We start from the raw sequence: 21,731 nt of genomic DNA, 5'->3' as shown, positions 1-21,731 counted from the left end.
CTGCTAGAAGCGCGTGTTGACTTCAAGTTGCAGCACATCGATATCGAACGGAGCCCCGTAGACGGCCTCCGAACTCAACCAGCGCGCCGTGGCGATAATGTTCTTCTCGATGCCATAGTTGGCGCCGAGCACGTAGCCCTTGGCGTTGGTGCCGCCCAGGTGGAACGAGGAGTCGTTGAAGCCGTCGGGCATGGCATCCGGTTCGATGTACTTGTAGCCGGCGAACAGGTTCCAGTCCCCTTGCTTCTTCAGCTCCAGTGCATTGCCCAGGGTGAACTGGACCATCCAGGCATCGCCACCGCTCTTGATATTGCCGGCTTCGTCGAAGTTGTTCGCCAGCATGCCGTCCGAGCGCTTGCGAATGTCACCTTCGTCGTAGGCCAGGTTGCGGATGTAGTTGCCCTGGCTGCGCACCTTGAAGTCACCCGGCAATTCGGCGTCCCAGATCAGGTTCAGGTCGAGCAGGTCGAACTCCGAGGCCAGCCCGACGAACTGCGGCTGCGGCGTGGCTGCCGGGTTGGCCGGGTTTGGCGTGATGTCGCGCAGCAGGAAGAGCGTGTTGCCCTTTTGCATGAAGGTCGGCCGGCTGCCATCGGTGTCGCAGGCGGGGTCGCCGTTCCACGGCTGGCACGGTGAAGAGCGCTGACCGGCAATATCGTCAAAGCGGTAGTAGGCCAGCGCGCCTTTGAGCGAGTTGCCCTGGTTGATCTTCCAGTCGGCCCCGAACTGCGCACCGTACAACCATTTGTTGTCGCTTTCTTCCTTGTCCAGGCCGTTGCTGCTCGAGGTGTCGGAGCTGTATTCCACGGGGAACGCGCCGACCGTGCCGAACAGGCTGACACCGTTGTCCAGCGGCTGCTTGAGGATTGCGGCCAGGCCATCGAAATTGAGGTCGTTGGAATAGAGGATGTCGGTGGACAGGAACGGGTTGGCAATCCGCCCGCCGGTCAGGGTCAGGCGCTCGGACGGGGTCCAGCTGAGGTAGCCGCGGTCCAGCCACAGGTCTTTCTTGTCAAAGCCTCCACCCAGGGTCTGGGTAGTGGAGACCGGGTTGTTGTCACTGCCGGTACCAATGCGAATGCCGGCGGTCCAGGTCGGCGCCAGCACAGCGGTCAGGCCGAAGCGCGCCCGCAGACGCAGGATGTTTTCGCGGTCTTCGCGGGTGTTCAGCAATGGCGGCAGATTGCGCCCATTGTTCGGGTTGACGTCATAGGGGCCCTTGTCGTTCAACTTGGCGAAGTCGACGATCTCGTTGCTGTTGCTGCCTGAGTAGTAGCGCGACTCGTTGCGCAGGCGCACATCGCCGTCAAAGGAAATGCGCGAAGCCCAGTCCGGGAAGGTGTTGGGCGCAGCCCAGTTTTCCTGCTTGGCCGTGGCCATGACTTCCGCCTTGATCTCATCGCGGATCTGCTCTCGGACGATGGCTGGCACATATTGGACGCGCACCTCGCCATTGGCCGCCGGCACCGCCGCGACGCTGGCGCGGGCCTGCTGTGCTTCACTTTCGGCCTGGGCGATCAGCGCCTGGGCCTGATCCTGCTTGAGCACGCCCTGCTGCACCAGCAGGCGGATCAGGTTGATGGTTGCGTTCTGCGACGGCGCCGGGGTCTGCGCGATAGCCGGGCCGACCGCCGCAGCGACCACCAGGCCGATTGCCAGGGTCAGTCGGTTTACTGTGCACTTCATGGGTTTACCGCTCCTGTTGGTCATTCGTGCATCCTGTTCATTCATGGCCGGCGCCCCTGCAGGGCGACTCGCACGGGCAGCGTCAGGCTTGCCGGTGGGCGTTGTTGCAAAGCGGGTGCCGAGCGCAAGGCGGCGATCACCTGGGCATCGATGTCGACGTCGCCACTGGACTTGACCAGCTCGACCCGCGTGATCTCTCCCGCGGCGCTGAGCCAGACATCACCCTGAAGGTTGAAGGCCAGGTTGCGCAGCTCGGGGTTGTCGCGCAGCAAACGCTGGAAGGCGTAGGCGAGGAACTGGCTATAGGTGCCACTGCCCAGCCCGCCACCACCGCCGGCCATGCCGCCACCTTTGCCCGCGCCAACGTTGAAAGCATCGCCAGCGGACTGCGCATCGCCATCGATCTGCATCGGGTTGGCCAGGTCATCGGCCGGGCTGGGTGGCGCTTCTTCGGCCGGCTTGACCTCTTCGGCCTCTGGTACTGGCTGCGGCTCGACGATTTTCTCCTGCACGGGAGGTTCAGGTTCCTTGGGTGGCTCCGGGGGCGGCGGTGGTGGCGGCAAGGGAATGATCGCGGGGATCTTCGCTGCCTCACGACGTACGCCGCTCATATCGTTGGCCCATTGCCAGAGCAGCCAGGCAGCGCCAATGCCGATCACGCCGACGACGGCCCAGGTGATCACGCGACGGATGTTGAGTTTCTGGTCCATGTGCGTCCTCAACCCTGGTTCGGCTTGCCGGTGACCAGCCCGACCTGGGCCAGCTCCAGCCGCCGCAGCAGGTCAAGTACCTCGACCACTTTCTGGTACTGGACGGCGGCGTCGCCGCGCACGATGATCGGGAAGTCCGGGCTGCGCGCTTTCTCGCTGCGCAGGCGGTCTTCCAGCTCGCGCAGGGTCACCGGGTAGGCATCAAGGAACACCTGCCCGGCATCGTTGACCGAGATAGCCTTGGTCTTGGGTTGCGCCAGCGACACCGAGGCACTGGCCTTGGGCAACTGGATCTGGATGCCGGAGACCTGGGCAGTGGCGGTGAGGATGAACATCACCAGCACCACCATCAACACATCCACCAGCGGGGTGATATTGATGCTGTCGACGGCGGCGTCATCGTCATCGTCGTGGGAAGCATTCACGGTTGCCATGGCAGTCCCCTCAGGCCGGTACGGATGTGTTGACGGCCTGCCCGGCGCGGCGGTGGCCCGCTTCACCGGCCTGGCCTTCACCATGCAGTTCGGCCAGGCGCGTGATGAACTCGTCGACGAACACCCGCATGTCCGCGCTGACCTCCTTGTTGCGGGTGATCAGGCGGTTGTAGCCAAACAGCGCGGGGATCGCGACGAACAGGCCCATGGCGGTGGCCAGCAGCGCGGCGGCCATGCCCGGGGCAATCGCGTTGATGTTGACGTCACCGGCCATGGCCGTGCCGAGGAACACCACCATGATCCCCAGCACCGTACCGAGCAGGCCGATGTAAGGGCCGCCGGCGATGGCGTTGGACAGGCTCGACAGCTTCGCGCCCAGGGCCTGGTTTTCGCGGGTGCGCACACCGTCCATGGAACAGCGAATGGCTTCGATAGTGGCGGCCGAGACACTTGAAGTGTCGGCGCCTTGGGCACGACGCGTGCGGATTTCCTTCACCGCGACCTGGTACAGACGCCACAGCGACGAATGCTCCAGGCGCTGCGCCAGGCCGGCATCGTCGGCGAACATCTCCAGGCGAGTGCCCACCAAGGCGAACTGCTCGCGGAACTGATCATTTGCCGCCACGACACGGTTCAGGGTGCGGTTCTTGCGCAGCATGATGATCCACGACTGGATCATCATCAGCACCAGCACGGCAATGATTACCCAGGCATCCACCGGCACTGCATTGAGCAGGAAGCCCAGGCTACCGAAACCGAAACCTGACTGTTCTTCGTCCACGCCGTAGACCACCAGGCGCGACTCGGCGCCCTGGGCCAGCGCGTCGGCTTGCAGCACCGGCAGGCTGCGGGCGATGCGCGACAGGCGCAGCTCGTCCATGGCGCCCACGAAGGGGGCGAAGGCACTGGCTGGCTGGCCTTGCGCCGGGGCCAGATCGCCGCCAATGGCGATGCCCGCGTTGAAAGCCGGCAGGCTGCTGGCAAGGCTGGTCACTTCGCGGCCGTCCACCAGCAGGCTGAGCTTGCCGCCCTCGCCCAGCAGGGCGACATGCTGCCACTGGCCCGGGCTGAGTACCTGGCCAGCCGCGCTGCGCTGGCCATTGACCTCGATGAACGGCATGCCCTGGCTTACCCCAAGCAGCAGGCTGTTGCCGGCGTCATGCCGAGCAAACAACAACTGATCACCAACAGCCTGGTCCTGGCGGACCCAGGCACTGAAGGTAAAGGCAGCGCCGGCGGGCAGTTGCAACGACGGGCTCGGTGGCAACACCAGCGGTTGGCCGCTGAACTGGATGGCGCGACCAATCACCCCTTCCACGCTGACCGCAGTGCCTAGCGCCTGATTGCCATAAGGGCTGCTGTCACGCGGGCTGGAGCCATCGAAGTGGTAGAGCGCCGTGTAGTCGGCGTCAAACACCGGCTGGCCGTTGGCCGGCTGCGCTTTCGGGTTGCCGTAGTACATCCACATGTCCTGACGCTGGCCACCTTCGACCTGCGGTACGTCGACCCAGATCAGTGCCATGCCCATCAGCGGATCGAAGCTCTCGATCTGGTGGTTGAATACGGTCTTGTCATCGCTGCTGACGAAACGGATATCGTCCCCGGACTCGTTGACGCCGTCGAAGGTGAAGTTGCCGGTGTGCAGACGCACCAGCAAGGCAGTACGGCCCAGAGCCTGATTGAGTGCGGCGCCCTGCGGCGTGGTGTCCACGGAAATCTGCTTGCGGTACTGCCAGTCGTCCTTCCACCAGGCATTGGCGCTGCCCGGCAGGGCAAAGCCCAGGCAGATGAGCAGGGTCAAGATGAGGCGTTGCATGGAATATCTCCAGGGTCGATAGCGACGGATTCAGAAAGTTGCCTGCACGCTGAAGTGCAAGCGCGAGTCATTTTTGTCGGTGTTGGGGCCGTCCTTGAGTGGCAAGCCCCAATCCAGGCTGCCGGACAACCAATCGCTGAGCGTGGCGCGGGTGCCGATCCCGACGCTGGCCAGGCTGTAGCTGTCGTCCTGCTCTGGCAGTGCGTCCTTGAGCGACAGCTGCGCGCCTTCGGCGAAGACGTAGAAGCGCCAGTCGCTGATGTAGCTGCCAACGTATTTGCCCAGCGACGGCGTGCGTAATTCCTGGGAGAACAACAGGCCGTTGTCCCCCGTGCGCTCGGCGGCCAAGTAGCCACGTACCGACGTGGCGCCGCCTGCGGCGAACTGCTCGTTCGACACCAATGGCCCGGAAGCCAGCTGGAACGCGGTTTTCGAGGCGCTTTGCCAGTCACCGGCAACACTGAAGGTGTAATTGGCGTCGCCCTTGAGCAGCACGAAACTTGAGTCCGCGCGATAACGCTTGTAGTCGAAGCTCTGGTCGTTGCTGCCGTAGCCGAACAGACGGCGGGTACCGGCCACCAGGTTCAGGCCCAGGCCCAGCTGCGAGGCTTCGCTGTAGCGGTAGCCGTTGTAGCCCAGGGAGATCGGCGCGTACTTGAGCGGTACGGTGTCGTAGCTGTCACCAAAGCGCACTTGCTCATCGAAGTCCTTGAAGTCGATCCCGGCCGAGAGCGAATGTGCCCAGTTGCCTTCGCTGGGCAGCGTGTAAATGGCCGAGATACCGTACGAATGGCCTTTGCCGAGCACATTGCTGCCGCCGACGGTGGCGACGTTGCTGTCGGATTTGTAGCCGCTCAGTTGCACGCTCCAACGCTCATTCAGCGGTGCGCTGTAGGACCCGGACCAAACTTCGGCGTTGTCGCGGTCTTCGGGGGCGGTGAACCAGGTCAGCGAAATCGCATGGCCCAGCTGCCAGAGATTGTTGTAGCCAACGGTCGCGACGCTGCGCAGTTTCTCGGTGTCTGCGCTGTAGTCGTTGTTCAGGCCGATGCTGGCGTGCCAGGGTTGCTTGTCCTCGACCTGCAGGTCGACATCCATGGTGCCGGGGCGTTGGCCTTCTCGTACCAGTGGCATGACTTGCCGGCCCGGGTTGCGGTTGAGCTCGGCAAGCTCGCCCTGGACCTTGGCGAAGTCCGGCACCTGGCCTTCGCTGAGGGCGGGTACCTGCTCGCGAATCTGCACCGGTGAATAGTGCTTGGCGCCGACCACGCGGACCCGGCCGACCTTGGTTTCACTGACCTGCAGATAGACGATGCCACCCTCGACCTTCTGCTCGGGCAACTCGACGAATACCGACTGGTAGCCCAGTGCCTGATAGCGTTTTTGCAGGGCTTCGCGAGCGCCTTCAAGGTCCGCCAGGCTTTTCTGCGGGCCGAGGAAGGGGTAAACCGCTTCCTCGATGGCCCGACTGTCGAGCACGGAATTGCCGCGTACCACGTATTCATTGATATCGACCCGGCGCTCGGCGTCCGGCGCCGTATCGTTCGCTGTCGCGGTGCTGCTGACCAGGGCCAGAAGCAGCCCTGCGCGCGCGCCATGCCGTTTGAAGAACAAATGCTCCACACCGCCCCCTCGTTCTGAAAATCCATAAGGCCCAACGGCCGCGTTCATGCGTGGTTGTTCGGGCCGCCCTGGCCCGAGTGCTTGGCCAGCCAGCTATGCAGCAAGGCCAGGTTGAGACTGAATTCCGGCATCTGCAGCAGAGCGCCGCAGCACACCTCATTGACGATCGACTGGAGCAGGCGCACGGCCTGCTCGCTGGCGAGCACTGCGTTCAGGTCATGGCTGAACAGACTGAAATTCCACACCCTGGATTTCAGTTCCAGGCCAACGAACCAGCGAAACAGCAGGTTGTAATTGAGCTGTTCATAGAGTTGTTTTTCGCTGGGCACCGAATAGAGCAGTTGCAACAGCAGCAAGTGCATCAGGGTGTGTGGGGAGATCGTCATGCCGCTGCTGCGGGCCAGTGCGTTGAGGATTTCATCGTGGGCCAGCAGCGTTTCTTCGACACGCGGCTTGAGCAGCACCAGGGAGTGACCGGGAGGAATGCAGCTGGCGACTTCCTTGAGCGCGCTCTGCCAGTCGTCCTGGGAAACGATCCAGACCCACGGTGCGCCGTAGCGATACACCGACACCGGCTGCTTGCGCGCGGCTTCGACGATCTTGGCCAGACGTTGGTCGAGCTCCTGCATTCCCACTTTCGCGTAGCGTTCCATAGTCCCCATCGCTCCACTCCCTTTGGTCACTGCGCGGCTGCCCAGTGACTGCACATACCCATGACGGAGGTGGCGCTTTGCTACCGAACTTTTGTCACTAAAGCTTCATGGAGATTTTTGCGAGGGTGCTTTCTTGCACCGCTTTTGTAGCCGCTGCCGAAAGGCTGCGCTGGAGACCGTGAGGGCTCCTAAAGGCGGCGCCCGCTACGCAGGCGAGCGCAGCCTGACGGCAGCGGCTACACCAGTGGTTAAAGCTGCATGGGGGGGTTTGCGAGGGAGCTTTCTTGCACAGCTTTTGTAGCCGCTGCCCAAAGGCTGCGCTGGAGACCGTGAGGGCTCCCAAAGGCGGCGCCCGCTACGCAGGCGAGCGCAGCCTGACGGCAGCGGCTACACCAGTGGTTAAAGCTTCATGGGGGGGGTGCGAGGGAGCTCTCTTGCACAGCTTTTGTAGCCGCTGCCGAAAGGCTGCGCTGGAGCCCGTGAGGGCTCCTAAAGGCGGCTACCCAGTGATGACACCACCGACGACCACAAGGGAAGCCGGCGGTCCAACACAAAACCTACAACGTCAGGTTCCCCCGCTCCTCCTCCGTCAACTGCGCCCGCGCCTGCTCATCCAGCGCCCCTGCCCCCAGGACCTGGACCGGGCTTTGCCGGTTGTACTGCGGGCTGAGGCTCGCTCCATCCCGCCCCGGAATCAGACGCTCGCTACCAAACCCAAGCACCTGCACGGTGATCACCGACGGCTGGCGCTGCCGCGCCGCCGACTGCTGCTGACGCGCGGCATCCTCCGCCGCCTGGCTGGCGGACGAGGCCGCAGCACTGGCCGAACTGATCGCCCCGGTATTCACCGACGCCACCACCGGCATGCCCTTGGCATCCCCCTGGACCTGGATGTTGGCCGCATTCACCACCTGCAACGCGGCGATATTGACGTTGCCCGACACGCGAATCCCGGCCTCACCGGCATCAATGGTGCCCAGCGGCGCAATCAGGTCGATGTCCCCCGGCGCCACCTCGGCAATCGGGTTGAGCGTGGCAATACCTGCCCCGGTGCTCGGTACGCTAGGCGACAGCCGCACATTGCCCCAGTTGTCATACACGCGCCGTGGCGGCGTATACACCACTGTGGTCTTCGACCCCCGCCCGGCGTTGATGTCACCTTGTGCCGACCAGCCCAGAATCGAGCCGCCAAAGGTAGTCATCACCCGGCTTTGCCCCAACAGGATGCTGCCATTGGAATACAACTGGATATTGCCCTGCCCCTGGGTGATCACCCCCGCCGTCGACGGCGGCGCCTCACCTTCGACACCAAACACCAGTTGCCCACCCGGGGTGAACATCTGGATGTCGCCACCAAAGTTGGTGTGCACGCCTGCACCGCCATACATGACGATATCGCCCTCGTAGCTCAGCGGATTGCCCGCCACATCCCGCCCTGGGAACAACGCCTCGATGGCGTTGCGCCCACGCAGGTAACTGCCCTGGCGCGGACCACCCGTAGTGTTGTACTCCAGACCGCCAGCGCGCAATTCGGCAAAGTAGACCTGGCGGGCAAACACCCCCTGCTCGCTCACCGACAACCCGGCAAAGACCTCACGTGCCTGCTCGGCAGTGCCGCTGAAGCCGTAACGATCAGCCAGCCATTGGCGTAGCTCTTCGGCATAGGTCTTGACCACCTTGCCCGCTTGCGCGGCCAACGGCTGGTCGCTGGCGGCCAGGTTTGTCGGGTCCAGATACAGGGCGGCAAAGCGTTGGTAATCCAGGCCATTGCTAGCAACCCCCGCCTGCATCAACACACTGGCCCCAGGGCGACTGTCACCCGCGACAATCGCCCCCAGGCTGGTCAGCGAAGCTCGGTCTTCCATGCGAATGTCACGCCCGGCGCTCAAGGTCAATGTGCCCGGCCCCGCCACGTTGAAACTGCTGAACAGGATGTCGCGCCCCGCCACCACCTGCGAGTGGTCGGTAATGGCACTGTGCGCGAACAGGTTGCCAAGTGACTGGCTGCCACCGCTGATGCTTTCGGTCAGCTCGAACACCACGCCGCCCGGTTGCGACAATGGCGTACCGCTGTTGACGATATCGCGCCCGGCATACATCGAAACCGGCGCAGCCCCCACATACCAGGTCGCGCCACTACGGCTGAGCGGCGAGAACTGCAGGATTTCCCCCGTACGCACCCCGACCAGATCACCGTTGACGGCATACATGCGGGTCGGCTGCGCAGCGGCCTGCAGCACGCTGGCCGAGTCAGCGCCAAAGGCAAACAGCGGGTAGCTGCCGAGACTCGGCTTGATCCCGTCAGCACTCAGATTGCTCACCCGGTTGCCACCCACGAATGCCGGGGCGAACGGCGTGGCCAAGGCCGCCGCCGGTGCCCCGGACGTGCTGATCGCATACCCTGCGGCATAGATCGAGTTGCCGGCCAACAGCTCCAGTTGCCCCTGGCGACCCGGGGCAAGCAGCAGCCCATACAGATCGGCCATCGGTCGGTTGTCACCTGAGTATTGCGCCGACGCCCCGTAGTACAGGCTACCGCCCGCTGCTGCCCGCAGGATCGACGGGTAGACGAAGCGACCGTCGCTGGCCGTGGTGTTGAACCTCGCACGCGGCGTGCCATCCGAGAGCGTGTCGCCCACTTGGGTAGACGGTGTCAGGTTGCCCCCGGCAGCAAACAGGTCGATGGCCGTGCGCTCGGTCCACAACGAGAACCCGCTGGCCCCATCGCCATGCTCGACACCGCCGAGGGTATAGGACGAGGTGTTGCTCAGGCGGACCCGGCCTGGATCGGAGACCCCGCCCAGCACCAGGTCACCCCGCGTACTGAGATTGAACGTGGCATCACCTGGCACCAGCACCAGCCCACCACTGGCAGTGGCCATCGAAGCACTGAAGGTATCGTAGGCCCGGACTTCTCGCGGATCCTGCTGGTGGCTATCTCGCCCATAGACCAGGTCGATTTGGCCCGAGGCCCCGGCATTCACACCGGCCGTGCCACGCAAGTTGATCAGCGCGCCATTGAGGTTGAGGTTGCCAACCCCTCGGCGAATCAGGGTAGTCGTGGGCGATGGGTTCAGGCTTGCCCCCAGATGCATCTGCAGATCGCCACCACCGGTCAAGGCCAGGCGCTGATCGGCCGATACCCGGCCGGTACTGCCCACGGCAACGATCAGGCCTTCACTGCGCAAATCCTCGTTCATCAACGGCGTACCACGTCGAGCGAGTGCACCCGCACTGCCCGTGACGCGAACCTCGACATCACCGCCGCCCAATGTACCGAAGCCAGTGAATCCGCTTACTTGTGGAATGGCGCGCTCATTGAGCACGTAGCTACCGAAGTTGATCCACCAGGCCGTTGCAATGGTTTCGTCCAGTGCCGCTGAACCACTGCCCTGGCGCCACAGCCAGTTGCCCATGTCTACAGAAGAGGATGCCCGGTCAACAGTGGTTTGCGTGGTGGCCAGGACATCCCCGCGCAGGTCGCCCCCCGCACTGAGCCAGAGGTTGCCGCCGTTTTCGGGGTACCAGGCCTGGTAAAGGCTATTGCCGTCAACCAGCTGCTCATACCCGGCAACCTGCTGGGCGAAACTGGCTTTGCCGGGTTCGCTACCGTCTTTGTATTGCAGGTTCTTGTAGAACTCGGACTGGCTGTACCCCCCCAGCACCGTGCCATTTTCGGCAGTGCCGCGTTTGCGGTTGTAGCCTGCGCTGACGTCGCTGGCATTGGTGCCCGCCGTGTACACACCAAACAGCGAACCCAGCAACAGATCACCCGCGCTGACCAGGTCCAGATCGCCCGTCCCGGTGCGCAACACGCTGAACACCGGGGCCATCGGCAGGATCCGGTTCACATCGCCCGGCACATACTGATCGGGCGTACCTGGGTCGGCCACACACCAGGCCGGGTTGCTGTCACACAGGTTGCGCTCGGTATCGTCGACGGCGCTACCCGGCGTGCCGCCGGCACCGTTTCCGGTGGCCCAGGTATACGTAGGTTTGAATACGCACAAATCCGGCGCGCCTTCGCACTCACCCAAGCCGAACCAGTCCGGCAACGGATCGCCCTCCGCGCCCACCCAACTCCAGTCATCGGTACTCGCCGCCGGGCCCAGATACCACTTGCCTGCCGCCTGCCCTGGTACCAGGGTAATTTCCCGGTCCCGGTACAACGAATAGTGCGCATCAGAGAGCATTACCTGCCCCGTACTGTCGGCCAGCACCGCGCGGCTGTCGGCTGCCGCCAGGTCGGCCCCGGCCACCAGGCGCAACGACCAGGACTGCGATCCCGCCGCCAGCATCGGCGCAATCGCCCAGTTGCTGCCCTGCCCTGCGCTACCTACCGTTCTGAGGTCAAGCGACAAGGCATTGCCCGGCAGCTTTACGTTGGTCTGCGACGGAATCAATGCACCCTGCAGCAAGGCCAGGTTGCTATCGAGCACCACGAACGCCGGCTGGCTGAGAATATCGTTGAGCGTGGTTGGCAGCGGTACGCCTTTGGGCCAGCGCAACGCTTGCAACGCCGTCGAGGACGCCAGGCGCGTACCGGCAGCCAGGCGAGTGCCACTTGGCAAGGTCACGGCGCTGGCCAGCAAGGTGCCGGCCGGGTACATCAGGCGGCCCTGGGCGTCGAACACATCGGCACTCAAGACGCTGCCGGCAATCAGGTTCAGGGGCTTGGCCAGTACACCTTCGACGGGCAGGACCATGCCGGCCACGAAGGTCGTGGCCTTGATCGGCAATTCGTAGTTCAGCGTCTTGCCACTGAGGAACGTCGTACCTTCGGCAAGGGTCACACCCAGGCCCGGTACTACCACGTCACCGCCAAAGGGCTGCAGGCCAGCCAGCAATTGCCAACCGTTGTCGTCGGGTGTCGGCGGCGGCGGCGCAAAGCCGTCATTGATACTGCCCAGCACACTCAGATCGCCCGCCGTGCGCAGCAGCAGGTTGCCGACCTCGCCCGAGCCATACACCGAGGTCATCGGGGTGTGTGGGTTGAGGCTGTTATAGCGGTAAGCGGACAGGTCCAGATCACCCTGTACCACGATGTCGTGCGTGCTGCTGATTTCCACCGAAGGTCGCAGGTGCAATTGCTCGGCGTAAGTCCCCGTCAGGCCGGCGAGCTTGTTGTCCCGCAGGTTGCCATTGCTCAATGCCGCCTGGATGAACGCCGTGCTCTGGGCATGCTTGAGGTCCAGGTAGGCCTGGTTGATCTCGCGGTAAGGTTTCTGGCTTACCGCCTGGCTGCCATCGCGTATCACCGCGTCGCTGTCGCTATCGTCATAGCGCCAGTTGGCGTTGACGGCAATCGAGCGGGCACCGTCGATACTCAGGCCCGTGGCTGCGAGCATGTCGATATCCCCGGCGCTGACCCCACCCAGGCGCGGGGCATACAGCTCCAGCGTGCCACGTGCCTGGCCGTCATGCTGGCCGGCAGCCTTGCCCGGCGTTGCCGCCGTACCATGGCGCAGGTCAATACGGCTGCCTGCCGCCAGGGTCAAGCGGCCGTCGCCGGCATTCAGCTCGATGCTCGCGCGGTTCGGTGCATCGATGATCTTGCCGTAGCTGTCGACCCGCAACAGGCTGCCGTGGGCGTCCAGTTGCGCGCCATCGAGCAGGCTCAGGCCATGGCGCCCGGCCAGGCGAATGCTGCCCACCTGCTCACCGCTGGCATCGACCCGCCCGGCAATCGTCAGGTGGCCGTTGTCCAGCGACACGTTGATCTCGCTGGCCTTGAGCTCGTCGCCAATCACCAGGTCGCCCTGCTTGAGCTGCACGCTTCGCCGGCCAAAGAACTGGCCCTGATTCAGGCGCTGGTTGAGCGCAACGAAATCGTCCAGGTGCTGGGCACGGATATCTACCCCGCCGGCCTTGAACGGCACCCAGGTGCCGCCGGCATCATAGTGGCCGGTCGCACCACCCAGCAGGCTGCCTTGCAAGCTCACCCAACCCGCGCCCTCGTCCAGCGCAATGGCCGTCAACAGGCCGCCCTGGTTGTTGCGGGCAGACAGGTCGATCAAACCACCGGCTGCTTGCAGAACATTGGCGTGCCGGCTTTGCAGCGTCAGATCACCGCCCCAGCTGTACTTGTTCACATCGTTGAACGCGACAGCGCGCCCAGCCAGGTCCAGCCGGCTGTTGGCGCCCAGTTGCAGCTCCTGTTCAGCGTGCACGCTGAGTTTGCCACTGGGCAGGCTGACCTGGGTGTCGAGCAGCACGCTGCGACCTTCCAGGGTCAGTTGCGCCCCCAGCTTGTCGACGGTCGCCGCTTTCGCACCCGAAACGCCCAGCACACGCAGGTCGCCGCCTGCCGTGATGCGGCTGACCGAGCCGGCTTCACCCGTCATCAACGGTGTGTTGATCAGCAAATTGCCACCGCTGTAGGCATAACCCTTGCCGCTTTCGTAGGCACCCTGCTGCTGGTAAACGTTGAGGTTGCCCTTGTGGTTGGCAGTTACCCGCTCGCTGGCGTTGAGCTCAAAGGTGTCGAACCCCAGGACCAGGCGCGCGGACTCCTCTTGCTTGGGTTGCGTCTTTGGCCCATAGCCGAGCTCGACACGTTCGGCCTGGATGGTCAGGCGCCCGCTGCCGCTACCGGCACCACCCGCTACCAGCGTACCCGGTGCCTGAGCGCTGCCATTCCAGATCAGGCTGCCGGCGCGGATGCTGGCGACATCCTGCGCCGTGCCGTAGCCATAAATGGCCGGGGTGCCGAGGACCAACTGCGCCAGCGAAGAGCGCCCAGTGCCTGGGTCGAAGGTGTCCAGGCTGACGCTGCCATAGAAGTTCATGGCATCGCGCACGTTCAGGGTCAGCGCTTCCAGGGCCGGCGCACCGTTCTGGGTGTCACCGCGCAGCAAGCGTTGCAGCAGGCTCTGGTTCAAGGTCAGGCCATTGGGCAACAAGCCCTGCGCCGCCATGGCCGACAGGCTCTGCGCGGTACCGACGTTGATCCCGCCCACCGCCAGGGTCAGGTTGCGCGTGCCGTAGGCGACCTGATCACCCAGTTCGAATTGTTTGTCGGTAGCCGCCGCAATCGTGCCTTCGGAGTACAACTGGGTCTGGCCGGCGCACACCGAGGCGCAGGTCCCGATGAGAATGCGTCCGGCACCACTCTGGTTGCTGCTGGCTGAGGGCGCGAGAATGTCCAGCCAACCATTGGAAACCGCCAGCACACTGTTCCTGCCGGCGGCATAGATAAACCCATCCTTCGAGTCGTAGCCAGGCTTGCCCAGGCCGAGGGTATTGATGTGAGCCCCCTGCTCGACCACGATCTCGCCGTCCGTCCGCCCACTGATCAGCATCACCTCGGGTGCACGCAGCTCGGCGCCGCTGCGCAGGTAGACGTCCTTGCCGGCAGTGATTACCGGCTCGTCAAAGGAGATGTAGTTGCCCCCCTGGCCGTAGGCAACGCTGCTCAGCGCGCCGATACGCAGGCTTGAGGCACCAATGGCATTGAGCTGGTCGGCATGCACTGAAATGCCATCGAAACCGGCGCTGGCCTGCGCGCCCGCTGCCATGACCTCGATACGCACATTGCTTGAAATCAATGTTGCCGTGCTTCCCCGCCCGCCTTGCTGGGCGTTGTCGTGCAGCGTGCCGTCGAAGGTGAAGGCGTCCCGCCCGGTGCGATTGGTCAACAAGTTCAGGGTCAGCGCCTTGGCGTCGGCGGGCAAGGCCGCGCGCGGCACGCCCAGCCGCGCGGCATCGGCCGTGATGAAGCTGGCCAGGCTGGTTTCGTTGTATTGCGAATAGCGGCGCAACACATCGGCCGAAGTCAGGATGAACTGCCGCGAGCGATTCTCTGCGAACGAGGTACCCTGGATCGACAACTGCCCGGAGCTGCTCCACGAACCATTACGCATGGCTACCGTGGGTTGCGCGGCCCCCAGGCCGAGCGCACCGTTGAGTTCGACGCGGAATGCGCCGGGCAACAGTGCATAGGTCGAAGGCAACAAGGTGTAGGTGCCGGCAGGCAAGCCCGGCACGCCAGCACCCAGGGTGAGCTGTTGCCCCAGCAGCGGATCACCGGCGCCAGCATCGGCGGCGCTCGGCGCGTAACCGGCCTGCACCCCCGGCACCAGCGCGTAGACCGGGTTGTCGGCAAGGCTCGGCAGGCTGAATCGGCCATCACTGGCGGTTTGTACCAGTGGGTACAAGCGTGCATCGGTGGAGCCGCCACGACCGGAAACAAACCCGGCCCCCTGAACCTCGCCACCACCGGACAGGTCGATCACCGCCCCGCCCTGCACATCGACCGCCTGAGCGGTCAAGCGCACAGAGAATGCGTTGGGTGTCGGCAGCGTGCTGAGCAGGCTCTGGGTCAGGGACTGGCCCGCGTAACGGTACTCCAGGCCATCAACGCTGCCGCCATACGGCATCAACAGCCCTGCGGCGCTTACCGACGTCAGGCTGCCGGGTAACAGGTTGACCTGCTCGGTAGCGTTTGTCGTCGCGTCATACCCCAGGGCCAGGCTGCCCAGCGGCGCGCGCACTACCCCTCCCTGGTCGATCACCCGGGCTTCCAGGGCCAAGCTGCCGAACAGACTGTACGGCTGCGCAGGGTCGGCGCTGGCGGCGCGAGCGATGCGCAGTTCATCGGCGCGGATCACCGCCTTGGCGTTGGTGCCCGGGTAGATCTGCGCGGCAACAAGGTTCAGCTCGCCAGGGGTAGTCAAGCGGGTGAAGGACTTCGTGCCGGTTGCTTGCAGCAAGCGCAGGTCGCCACGGCTACGCAGGTCAATCGTGGCGAAGCCGCGACGGTCAAGCAGCAGGCCCGGCCCGCCGACCTGCTCGATTGTGCCGCGGGCGCCGAAGACGACTTCATCACGAATGTCCAGCAGGCCGCTGTCGACGCTCAGGTGTGCCTGGTTGTGCTGCTGCGAAGCACCCCCGCGCACCACGGGCACGATCGCCCTGTCGCTGGTCAGGATCGGCACCCCGGCCAGGCGTACGGTGGGCGCGCTCAGGCTGACCCGGCTATTGCCGGCAGCCCCTTCAGCCAGGCCCATGGCCGCCGAATAGAGCGCCAGGCTCTGCCCCAGTTCAAGCTGCACATCACCGTCGAAGCTGATCATGCCGTTGCTGAGCAATGCCAGGCTATCGAAGCCACCCGCGTCAACCTGTTCCACGCTCAGGTGGCCATGGCCGTATTTCAGGGTTTTAGTGTCGTAGGTTCGACGTAGCTGGCTGAGTAGCAGCTCGCGCGGCTTGAGCATCTGCTCGACGCCGTCGAGGGTGCGCTCGTAGATATCGCTTTCCAGGGCCACCGACAGCCGCCCGCCCGCCGCACCGGCGCCGCCGGCCAAGGCTTGCAACTGACCGTCCAGGTAGAGACCGTTCTTCGAGCTGATGGCGATACTGCCGCCATTGCTGGCCACCGCTGTCGGACCTTGGCCGATGACATCGAGGGTGGCCTGGGAACCCGAGGCCAGCAGGCGAGCGCCGCTGTCCATCTGCACGAACAGATCGGGGGCAGCCGCCTTGCCGGTCAGCGGGTCGAGCGCTGCACCCACCACGATGCTGCCGCCATCGCGCACCAAGCCATAGCGCTGGCCCAAGGCATCGCGTGCAGTGACAGCCTGCGCCGACACGTCCAGCAGTGCGTGGTCGCCAAGATGGATGGCGCGCTGGTGTGCGCCCTGCACGGCAAATGGCAACGCCTCGATACGCACGCTGCCCGACTGGGCACGCAAGGTGCCATCGAGGGTCATCTGGCCGATCCCGCGCAGGGTGATCGCCTGAGTGGGGTCGACCTCGATCCGCGAGCCACGCCCGATGTCCAGGGTGATACCTGGAACGTCAGTTGCCTGAGTCTGCGTGGTGCCTGCCTGCAAGGTCAGGCTTGCCCCGGCGCGCTGGGTCAGGCGGCCACGGCTGGCATCTTCCTGATACAGCGCCGGTGTCCACAGATCCAGCTGTTGTACGCTGCTGTCGAGCACCTGATAAACCGGACGGCTCACCTGCACCTGGCTGTCAGCGGCCACACTCAGGCCGCGACTGCCGATGACGTTGTAGCTGGCGAAGCCCTTGTCGAAGAAATCCTGCGCCAGGTAAAGACCGGCGTCCTTGCCCGGCGCCCCACCGATCTGCACCCGGTTGCTTTGCAGGCTCAACGTGCCTGCGCCACTGACGCCGTAGCCGCGCAGCGCGCTACCCAGGCTCAGCACACCGCTGCCATTGCCCGCAAAGTCATCGCTGGCAATCGTCAGGTTGCCGCCCTTGCCACCGCGCAAGCTACCCCCGGCAAGCAGGCCGGCCGCCGAATCAACACGAATCAGGCTGCCGTCTGCCAGGGCCACGTTGCCACTGCTGCGGATCGACACATTCCCCCCGTCGATCCAGGCAAGGCCCGCCTGGTTCAGTGGATCGAGGCTCACATCAGCCCACGCTCCGCTGGTGTCCAGGCGCTTGTCGCTGGCCAGGCTGACCGTTGCCGTCTGCTGGCCGAGGGTGCCGATCAGCGTGTCTTCCAGGCGTTGCCCGTTGCCACGCTGGTAGCGAACGTTGCCCAGCACCAGGCTGCCACTGTGCGCGGTCAGGTTGCCGCCCACTTCAACCTGCGGGCCATGCAGGGCGATTTCACCACCATTGGCCACCTGCAGATCACCTTCGACCCGCACCTGCTGGTTGGCGGCCACCCGAATTGCGCCCAGGTTGAAACTGTTCAACTGTTGGCTGTCGAGCAGCAATCGGCCTTGACGGTCCTGTGGCACAAGCCCTTGCAGGTCCAGCGCCGTGGCGATCTTCTGGGTATCGTTGGCGAACACCACCGACTGCAAGGTGCGGCTGCTGGCGCCCAACTGCTCGAGGAGCTGGTTGCTGTCCTTGTGGTAGTAGGCCAGGTAGTCGCCAATGATCAGTTGGGCACCACGGGCCAGGGCCTTGTGCGATTGCAGGTAGCCATCGACCGCCAAGCCGGGTTTGCGATCCTGCAGGTCGCCCTGGTAGGTCTGGCTGAGCATTTCACCTTCAAGCACCGCATTGCGTGTACCGATCACCAGCTTGCCGGCGTCACGGCCAACGCTGTAGCCATTTTCGTAGCGCTGTCGTGGTGCGATCAGCGGGTTGTAATAGTGGGTACTCTGGCCCCAGCGTGCACTGCTTTGCTCGAAGCCCTGGTAGATCCCTTGGTAAAGCACGTCACCCGGTGCGCGGGACACCTCGTAGAGGCGCCCGTCAGCACCCTTGAGCCAGCTCTGGCGCAAGTAACCGCCCTGCACGTCCAGGCTGCCACCGGACAGATTGATCTGCGATCCGCCCTGGCTCACCACATCATTGCCGGTAAAGCTGACGGTCCCGCCCTGGGCCATCCACTCGCCCAGGCTGTGGTTGCTCGTCCCCAGATAGCCGCCAACCTCCAGCAAGCCACCGGCGGTGTACCAACGCTCGGCGGTACTGCCATTGGTGCCAGCAGGTACATGCACCAGTTCGCGAATATCGACCCAGACATCCTTGCTGTTGAGGGCACCCCCTTCGCGGTTGACCGAGGCATCGCGCTGTTCGTTGCCCTGCACGTTGACCTTGATGCTGTTGCTCTGCATCGACAACTGCACACCGACCGCACCCGCCACGTCAATCACGGCACCGTCACGCACCAGGCTGCGTTTACCGGCACTGACCGCGACCTGGCCACCTGTGGCCAGGGTGATGGAGCCATCCTGGAAGTCCACGGTGCCACCGCTGACGATTTCCACCCGCGACTGATCGCGGCGATCGGCAACGCCACTGAGGTTGTCGAAGGCTCCGCCGATACGATTGCCCAGGCCGCCAAGGGCGGTCAGGGCGCCGTTGCGCTGGCTGTCCAGGGCGCCGGCCGAGCTGGCATCCAGCAACACCGCCGTCGTGCTGCCCTGGCCAAGGGTCACGCTGCCATCGCTGTCGCTGGCGGCATTGAGCAGGTGGATGGCGCCACGCGCATCGACCGACGTGCTGGCCAGCGCCACGGCGTTCTGCGCCACCTTGTGCCCGGTCAGGAGGATGTCGCCATTGGCGGCCTGGATCAGGCCATTGTTGCTCACTGCACCCGCACTGCTGCCGGCTTTGCGGGTAGCCGCCACTTCAAGGCCACGGGTGGTCGAGGTGGTGTTGCCCTCCGTGCCGACGCCCTTGCGGATGTAGAACGTATCGCCGGCCGCCAGCACCGTCTGCCCCTTGGCGGTGATGATGCTGCCGGCGTTGTCGACTTCCTGGCCGAGCAGCAGCACATAGCCGCCCCCTTGGGTGGAACTTGCCGGCGCCCGGGTATTGAGCTGTGCACCGCGGCCAACCGCGATGTTGCCGGCAGCATCGGTGAAGGTCGCTTGAGTGCCGTCGGCGTCATGGTAGAGGCCGCGTTCACGGAACTGGGTATCGCTGATGGTTGCTGCCGCCACCACCAGGTTGCGGGTATCGACCTGGCTGCTACCGCTGAAGAGGATGCCGTTGCGGTTGACCAGCATGACTGTGCCATCGGCCTTGATCTGGCCTTGGATCTGGCTGGGCCGGGCGTTGGGATCGTTGACCCGGTTGAGCACTGCCCAGTCGGCCTGCTGCTGGAAGTTGACCGTGGTGTCGCGGCCGACGTTGAAGGTTTCCCAGTTGAGGATGGCCTTGTCGGCCGTTTGGCCGATGGTCACGGTGGTCTTGCCGTCAACCTGCTGCTGTTGCGGGGCGCTGGCATTGACCCAGCCCTGCGTCAGCGGGTTGCTGTCGACTTTCAAGCCGCCCTCGCCCAAGCCGTTGGGAATATTGCTGGGCATACTCAATGCCGCCTGGCGCCCGGCGGCCTGGCTTGCCTGCTGCGCAGCAATGGCGGCCACCGTGTTGTTCAGGTTGCCCAATGAGCGTTGCAGCTGCTGGTTGACCCGTTGCTGCTGGGCCAGGGGCGGCGGTGTGCCTGGCAGCTGTACCGAAGGCTGGCTGCCAGTGGCCGGGCCAGGCTGGCCGGCCTTGTTGGCAAACCAGCCGGAACTGAAGGCCGGCGCTGCCTGGGCACCACTGGCCAGCACCCACAGGGCGATAATCTGGGCCAGGGGCTTGAGCCGCAGAACCGACGGCGTTTGACTGCCAGGGAGAACCTTCGAAGCGCTGCGGGGTTTGCCGAGGTGCATCGTCACACTTCCTTTTGCACTGTCACGTGTTGTTCGTTTTTCAGTGCCGGCGTGGGTGGCACTGTCCATACGTCTAAGGCGGCTGGCGCAGGGAGCGACCGAACCTTTGTCACGCAAACTTCATGAAAAGCTGTTGAACCGTCGAGGCGCTTGCAACGGCCACAAAAAAGCCGCTGGCGACCCGAGGGTCGCCAGCGGCTTTTTTACAGCTGAACGCGACGCTTACAGACGACCGATGCCGTTGCAAACGCTGGCGTGGTTGATGCTGAAGGTGTTGCTGGTGGTAGCGAAGGTGTTGCGTACTGCGTCTTTCCAGGCGCTCGACAGCGGGATCAGGTTCTTCGCAACGATAGCCGCATCGTTGTTGGTGGTAGTACCGTAGTGACGGTTCAGGAAGTTGCGCACCTGGCCAGCGTCAGCAGTGGTCTTGTAGCAACGACCAAAGATGAAGTTGGTGTAACCGACAATGCTGTAGCCCGTGGCTGGGTTCGGCAGCACCGGTGCCCACTTGTTGAGGTCGGCACGTTCGGCATCAGTGGCAGGTGGAGCGATGGTGGCCAGTGCGGTCTGCACGTTGCCAACGGTTGGCAGCAAGCCGTTGACGCGGGCAACTACGGCGTTGTTGGTAGCATCGACGTCTTCTGGGCCAACGTAGCCGATGGCGCCTTCAGTGGCCGCTACTTTGCTCGCCATGTCGGCGCTGCCGCTGGCGACCAGCCAGGTACCAGGCTCGGCACCGACGTTGGCGGTGGTGAAGGTGCTGCTGGTGACGAACTTGGCAGCGCACTGCGAGTTCAGGTGACGGGACAGCAGTTCAGAAGTACCGCTGCTGCCGCTGCGGTAAACCACAGTGATGGCAACGTTCGGCAGCGAGCTGTCGACCTGGCTCCAGTTGCTGACGGTGCCGGAGAAGATGTCGCACAGCTGGGCGCTGGTCAGGTTCAGGTTGCTGACACCGGCGATCTTGTAAGGGATGGTTACCGAAGTGGCAGCCGAAGGGATCTGCACCAGTGGGCCCCAGTTGTTGGCGTCAGTCACCGGGACGGCTGGCGATTGGTGGGCGTTGGCGTAGGTGGTGATTTCGCTGGCGCTGAGCACCGAGTCGCTACCGGCATAGTCAACCGGCGTGCCGGCAGTCAGGTTCAGCTTGGTGGCGTCGTTGTTCAGGACCGCCGCCTTGCCGTTGCCACTGCCAACGCCGATGTAGGCGTTGAAGCCGGTGGTCAGTACACCTGGGGTGTTGTAGAGATCGGCTGGCAGGGTTGCACCACCACCGACAATGGCGGCCATGGCCTGGGCCGAGCACAGGCTGGCCAGGGTCAGGGAAACGGCGAGAACATTGCGCTTGAACATGAAGAATCTCCTATCGTCGTGTCGTTGCGTTGAGTTGGACCACGTTTGCATGACGCCCGGGAATCAGTGCCTACCCGCATTCCAGAGGGCTTGGCGTCCGTTCCACGGGGAGAGAAGTTCGCAGGTTGCGGTGACAGCTAGAGGAAAAAAGTTCGGGAGGTTGCAGGAGAATTGGTCGGGTGTTTTCAGCCCCTTTCAACCGGGTTCAAACCCGAGGGCGCCGGCCTTGCCGACGCTGGCCGGCATCGCAGACCCGGCACTGGCAAGGCGCTGCCTTGCGGTGCCGGCAAGCTCGGCGCCCACCACAAGACAGATTAAAGATCCCGAACTCAGCCACGCGCTTGCTCGGGTGTTTGCTCGGCGAGCAA

The 21,731-nt window shown here is 64.2% G+C and carries 7 protein-coding genes and 1 pseudogene; all 8 read right to left on the bottom strand.

Going from position 1 to position 21,731, the window contains the following annotated elements; all coding sequences use genetic code 11:
• Nucleotides 1–3: 3 nt before the first annotated feature.
• Nucleotides 4–1,686 (bottom strand): putative porin, encoded by a 1,683-nt coding sequence (locus tag M5G11_RS06640; protein WP_273911191.1) that lies wholly within the window; start codon nucleotides 1,684–1,686, stop codon nucleotides 4–6.
• 41 nt (nucleotides 1,687–1,727) lie between these two features.
• Nucleotides 1,728–2,297, bottom strand: a complete 570-nt coding sequence (locus tag M5G11_RS06635) for an energy transducer TonB (RefSeq protein ID WP_420793816.1) — start codon at nucleotides 2,295–2,297, stop codon at nucleotides 1,728–1,730.
• Between the two features lie 107 nt (nucleotides 2,298–2,404).
• Nucleotides 2,405–2,830 (bottom strand): ExbD/TolR family protein, encoded by a 426-nt coding sequence (locus M5G11_RS06630; protein ID WP_273911189.1) that lies wholly within the window; start codon nucleotides 2,828–2,830, stop codon nucleotides 2,405–2,407.
• Nucleotides 2,831–2,840: 10 nt separating this feature from the next.
• Nucleotides 2,841–4,646: a DUF2341 domain-containing protein gene (locus M5G11_RS06625; RefSeq protein WP_273911188.1), complete on the bottom strand. Its 1,806-nt coding sequence runs from the start codon at nucleotides 4,644–4,646 to the stop codon at nucleotides 2,841–2,843.
• Nucleotides 4,647–4,676: 30 nt separating this feature from the next.
• Nucleotides 4,677–6,317 carry a ShlB/FhaC/HecB family hemolysin secretion/activation protein gene (locus M5G11_RS06620; RefSeq protein WP_273911187.1) on the bottom strand — a complete coding sequence of 547 codons (1,641 nt, stop codon included), beginning with the start codon at nucleotides 6,315–6,317 and terminating at the stop codon, nucleotides 4,677–4,679.
• A 208-nt stretch (nucleotides 6,318–6,525) separates the two neighbouring features.
• Nucleotides 6,526–6,898 (bottom strand): annotated as a pseudogene (locus M5G11_RS27740) (transposase); the annotation flags it as partial.
• Between the two features lie 581 nt (nucleotides 6,899–7,479).
• Complete coding sequence (locus M5G11_RS06610; protein ID WP_273911185.1) at nucleotides 7,480–20,010, bottom strand: filamentous hemagglutinin family protein; 12,531 nt, start codon at nucleotides 20,008–20,010, stop codon at nucleotides 7,480–7,482.
• Between the two features lie 222 nt (nucleotides 20,011–20,232).
• Complete coding sequence (locus tag M5G11_RS06605) at nucleotides 20,233–21,363, bottom strand: substrate-binding domain-containing protein (protein WP_273911184.1); 1,131 nt, start codon at nucleotides 21,361–21,363, stop codon at nucleotides 20,233–20,235.
• Nucleotides 21,364–21,731 lie beyond the last annotated feature (368 nt).

It is taken from the genome of Pseudomonas fontis (assembly GCF_028656955.1).
Lineage (GTDB): Bacteria > Pseudomonadota > Gammaproteobacteria > Pseudomonadales > Pseudomonadaceae > Aquipseudomonas > Aquipseudomonas fontis.
This window is presented reverse-complemented; position numbering and strand designations above follow the sequence as displayed.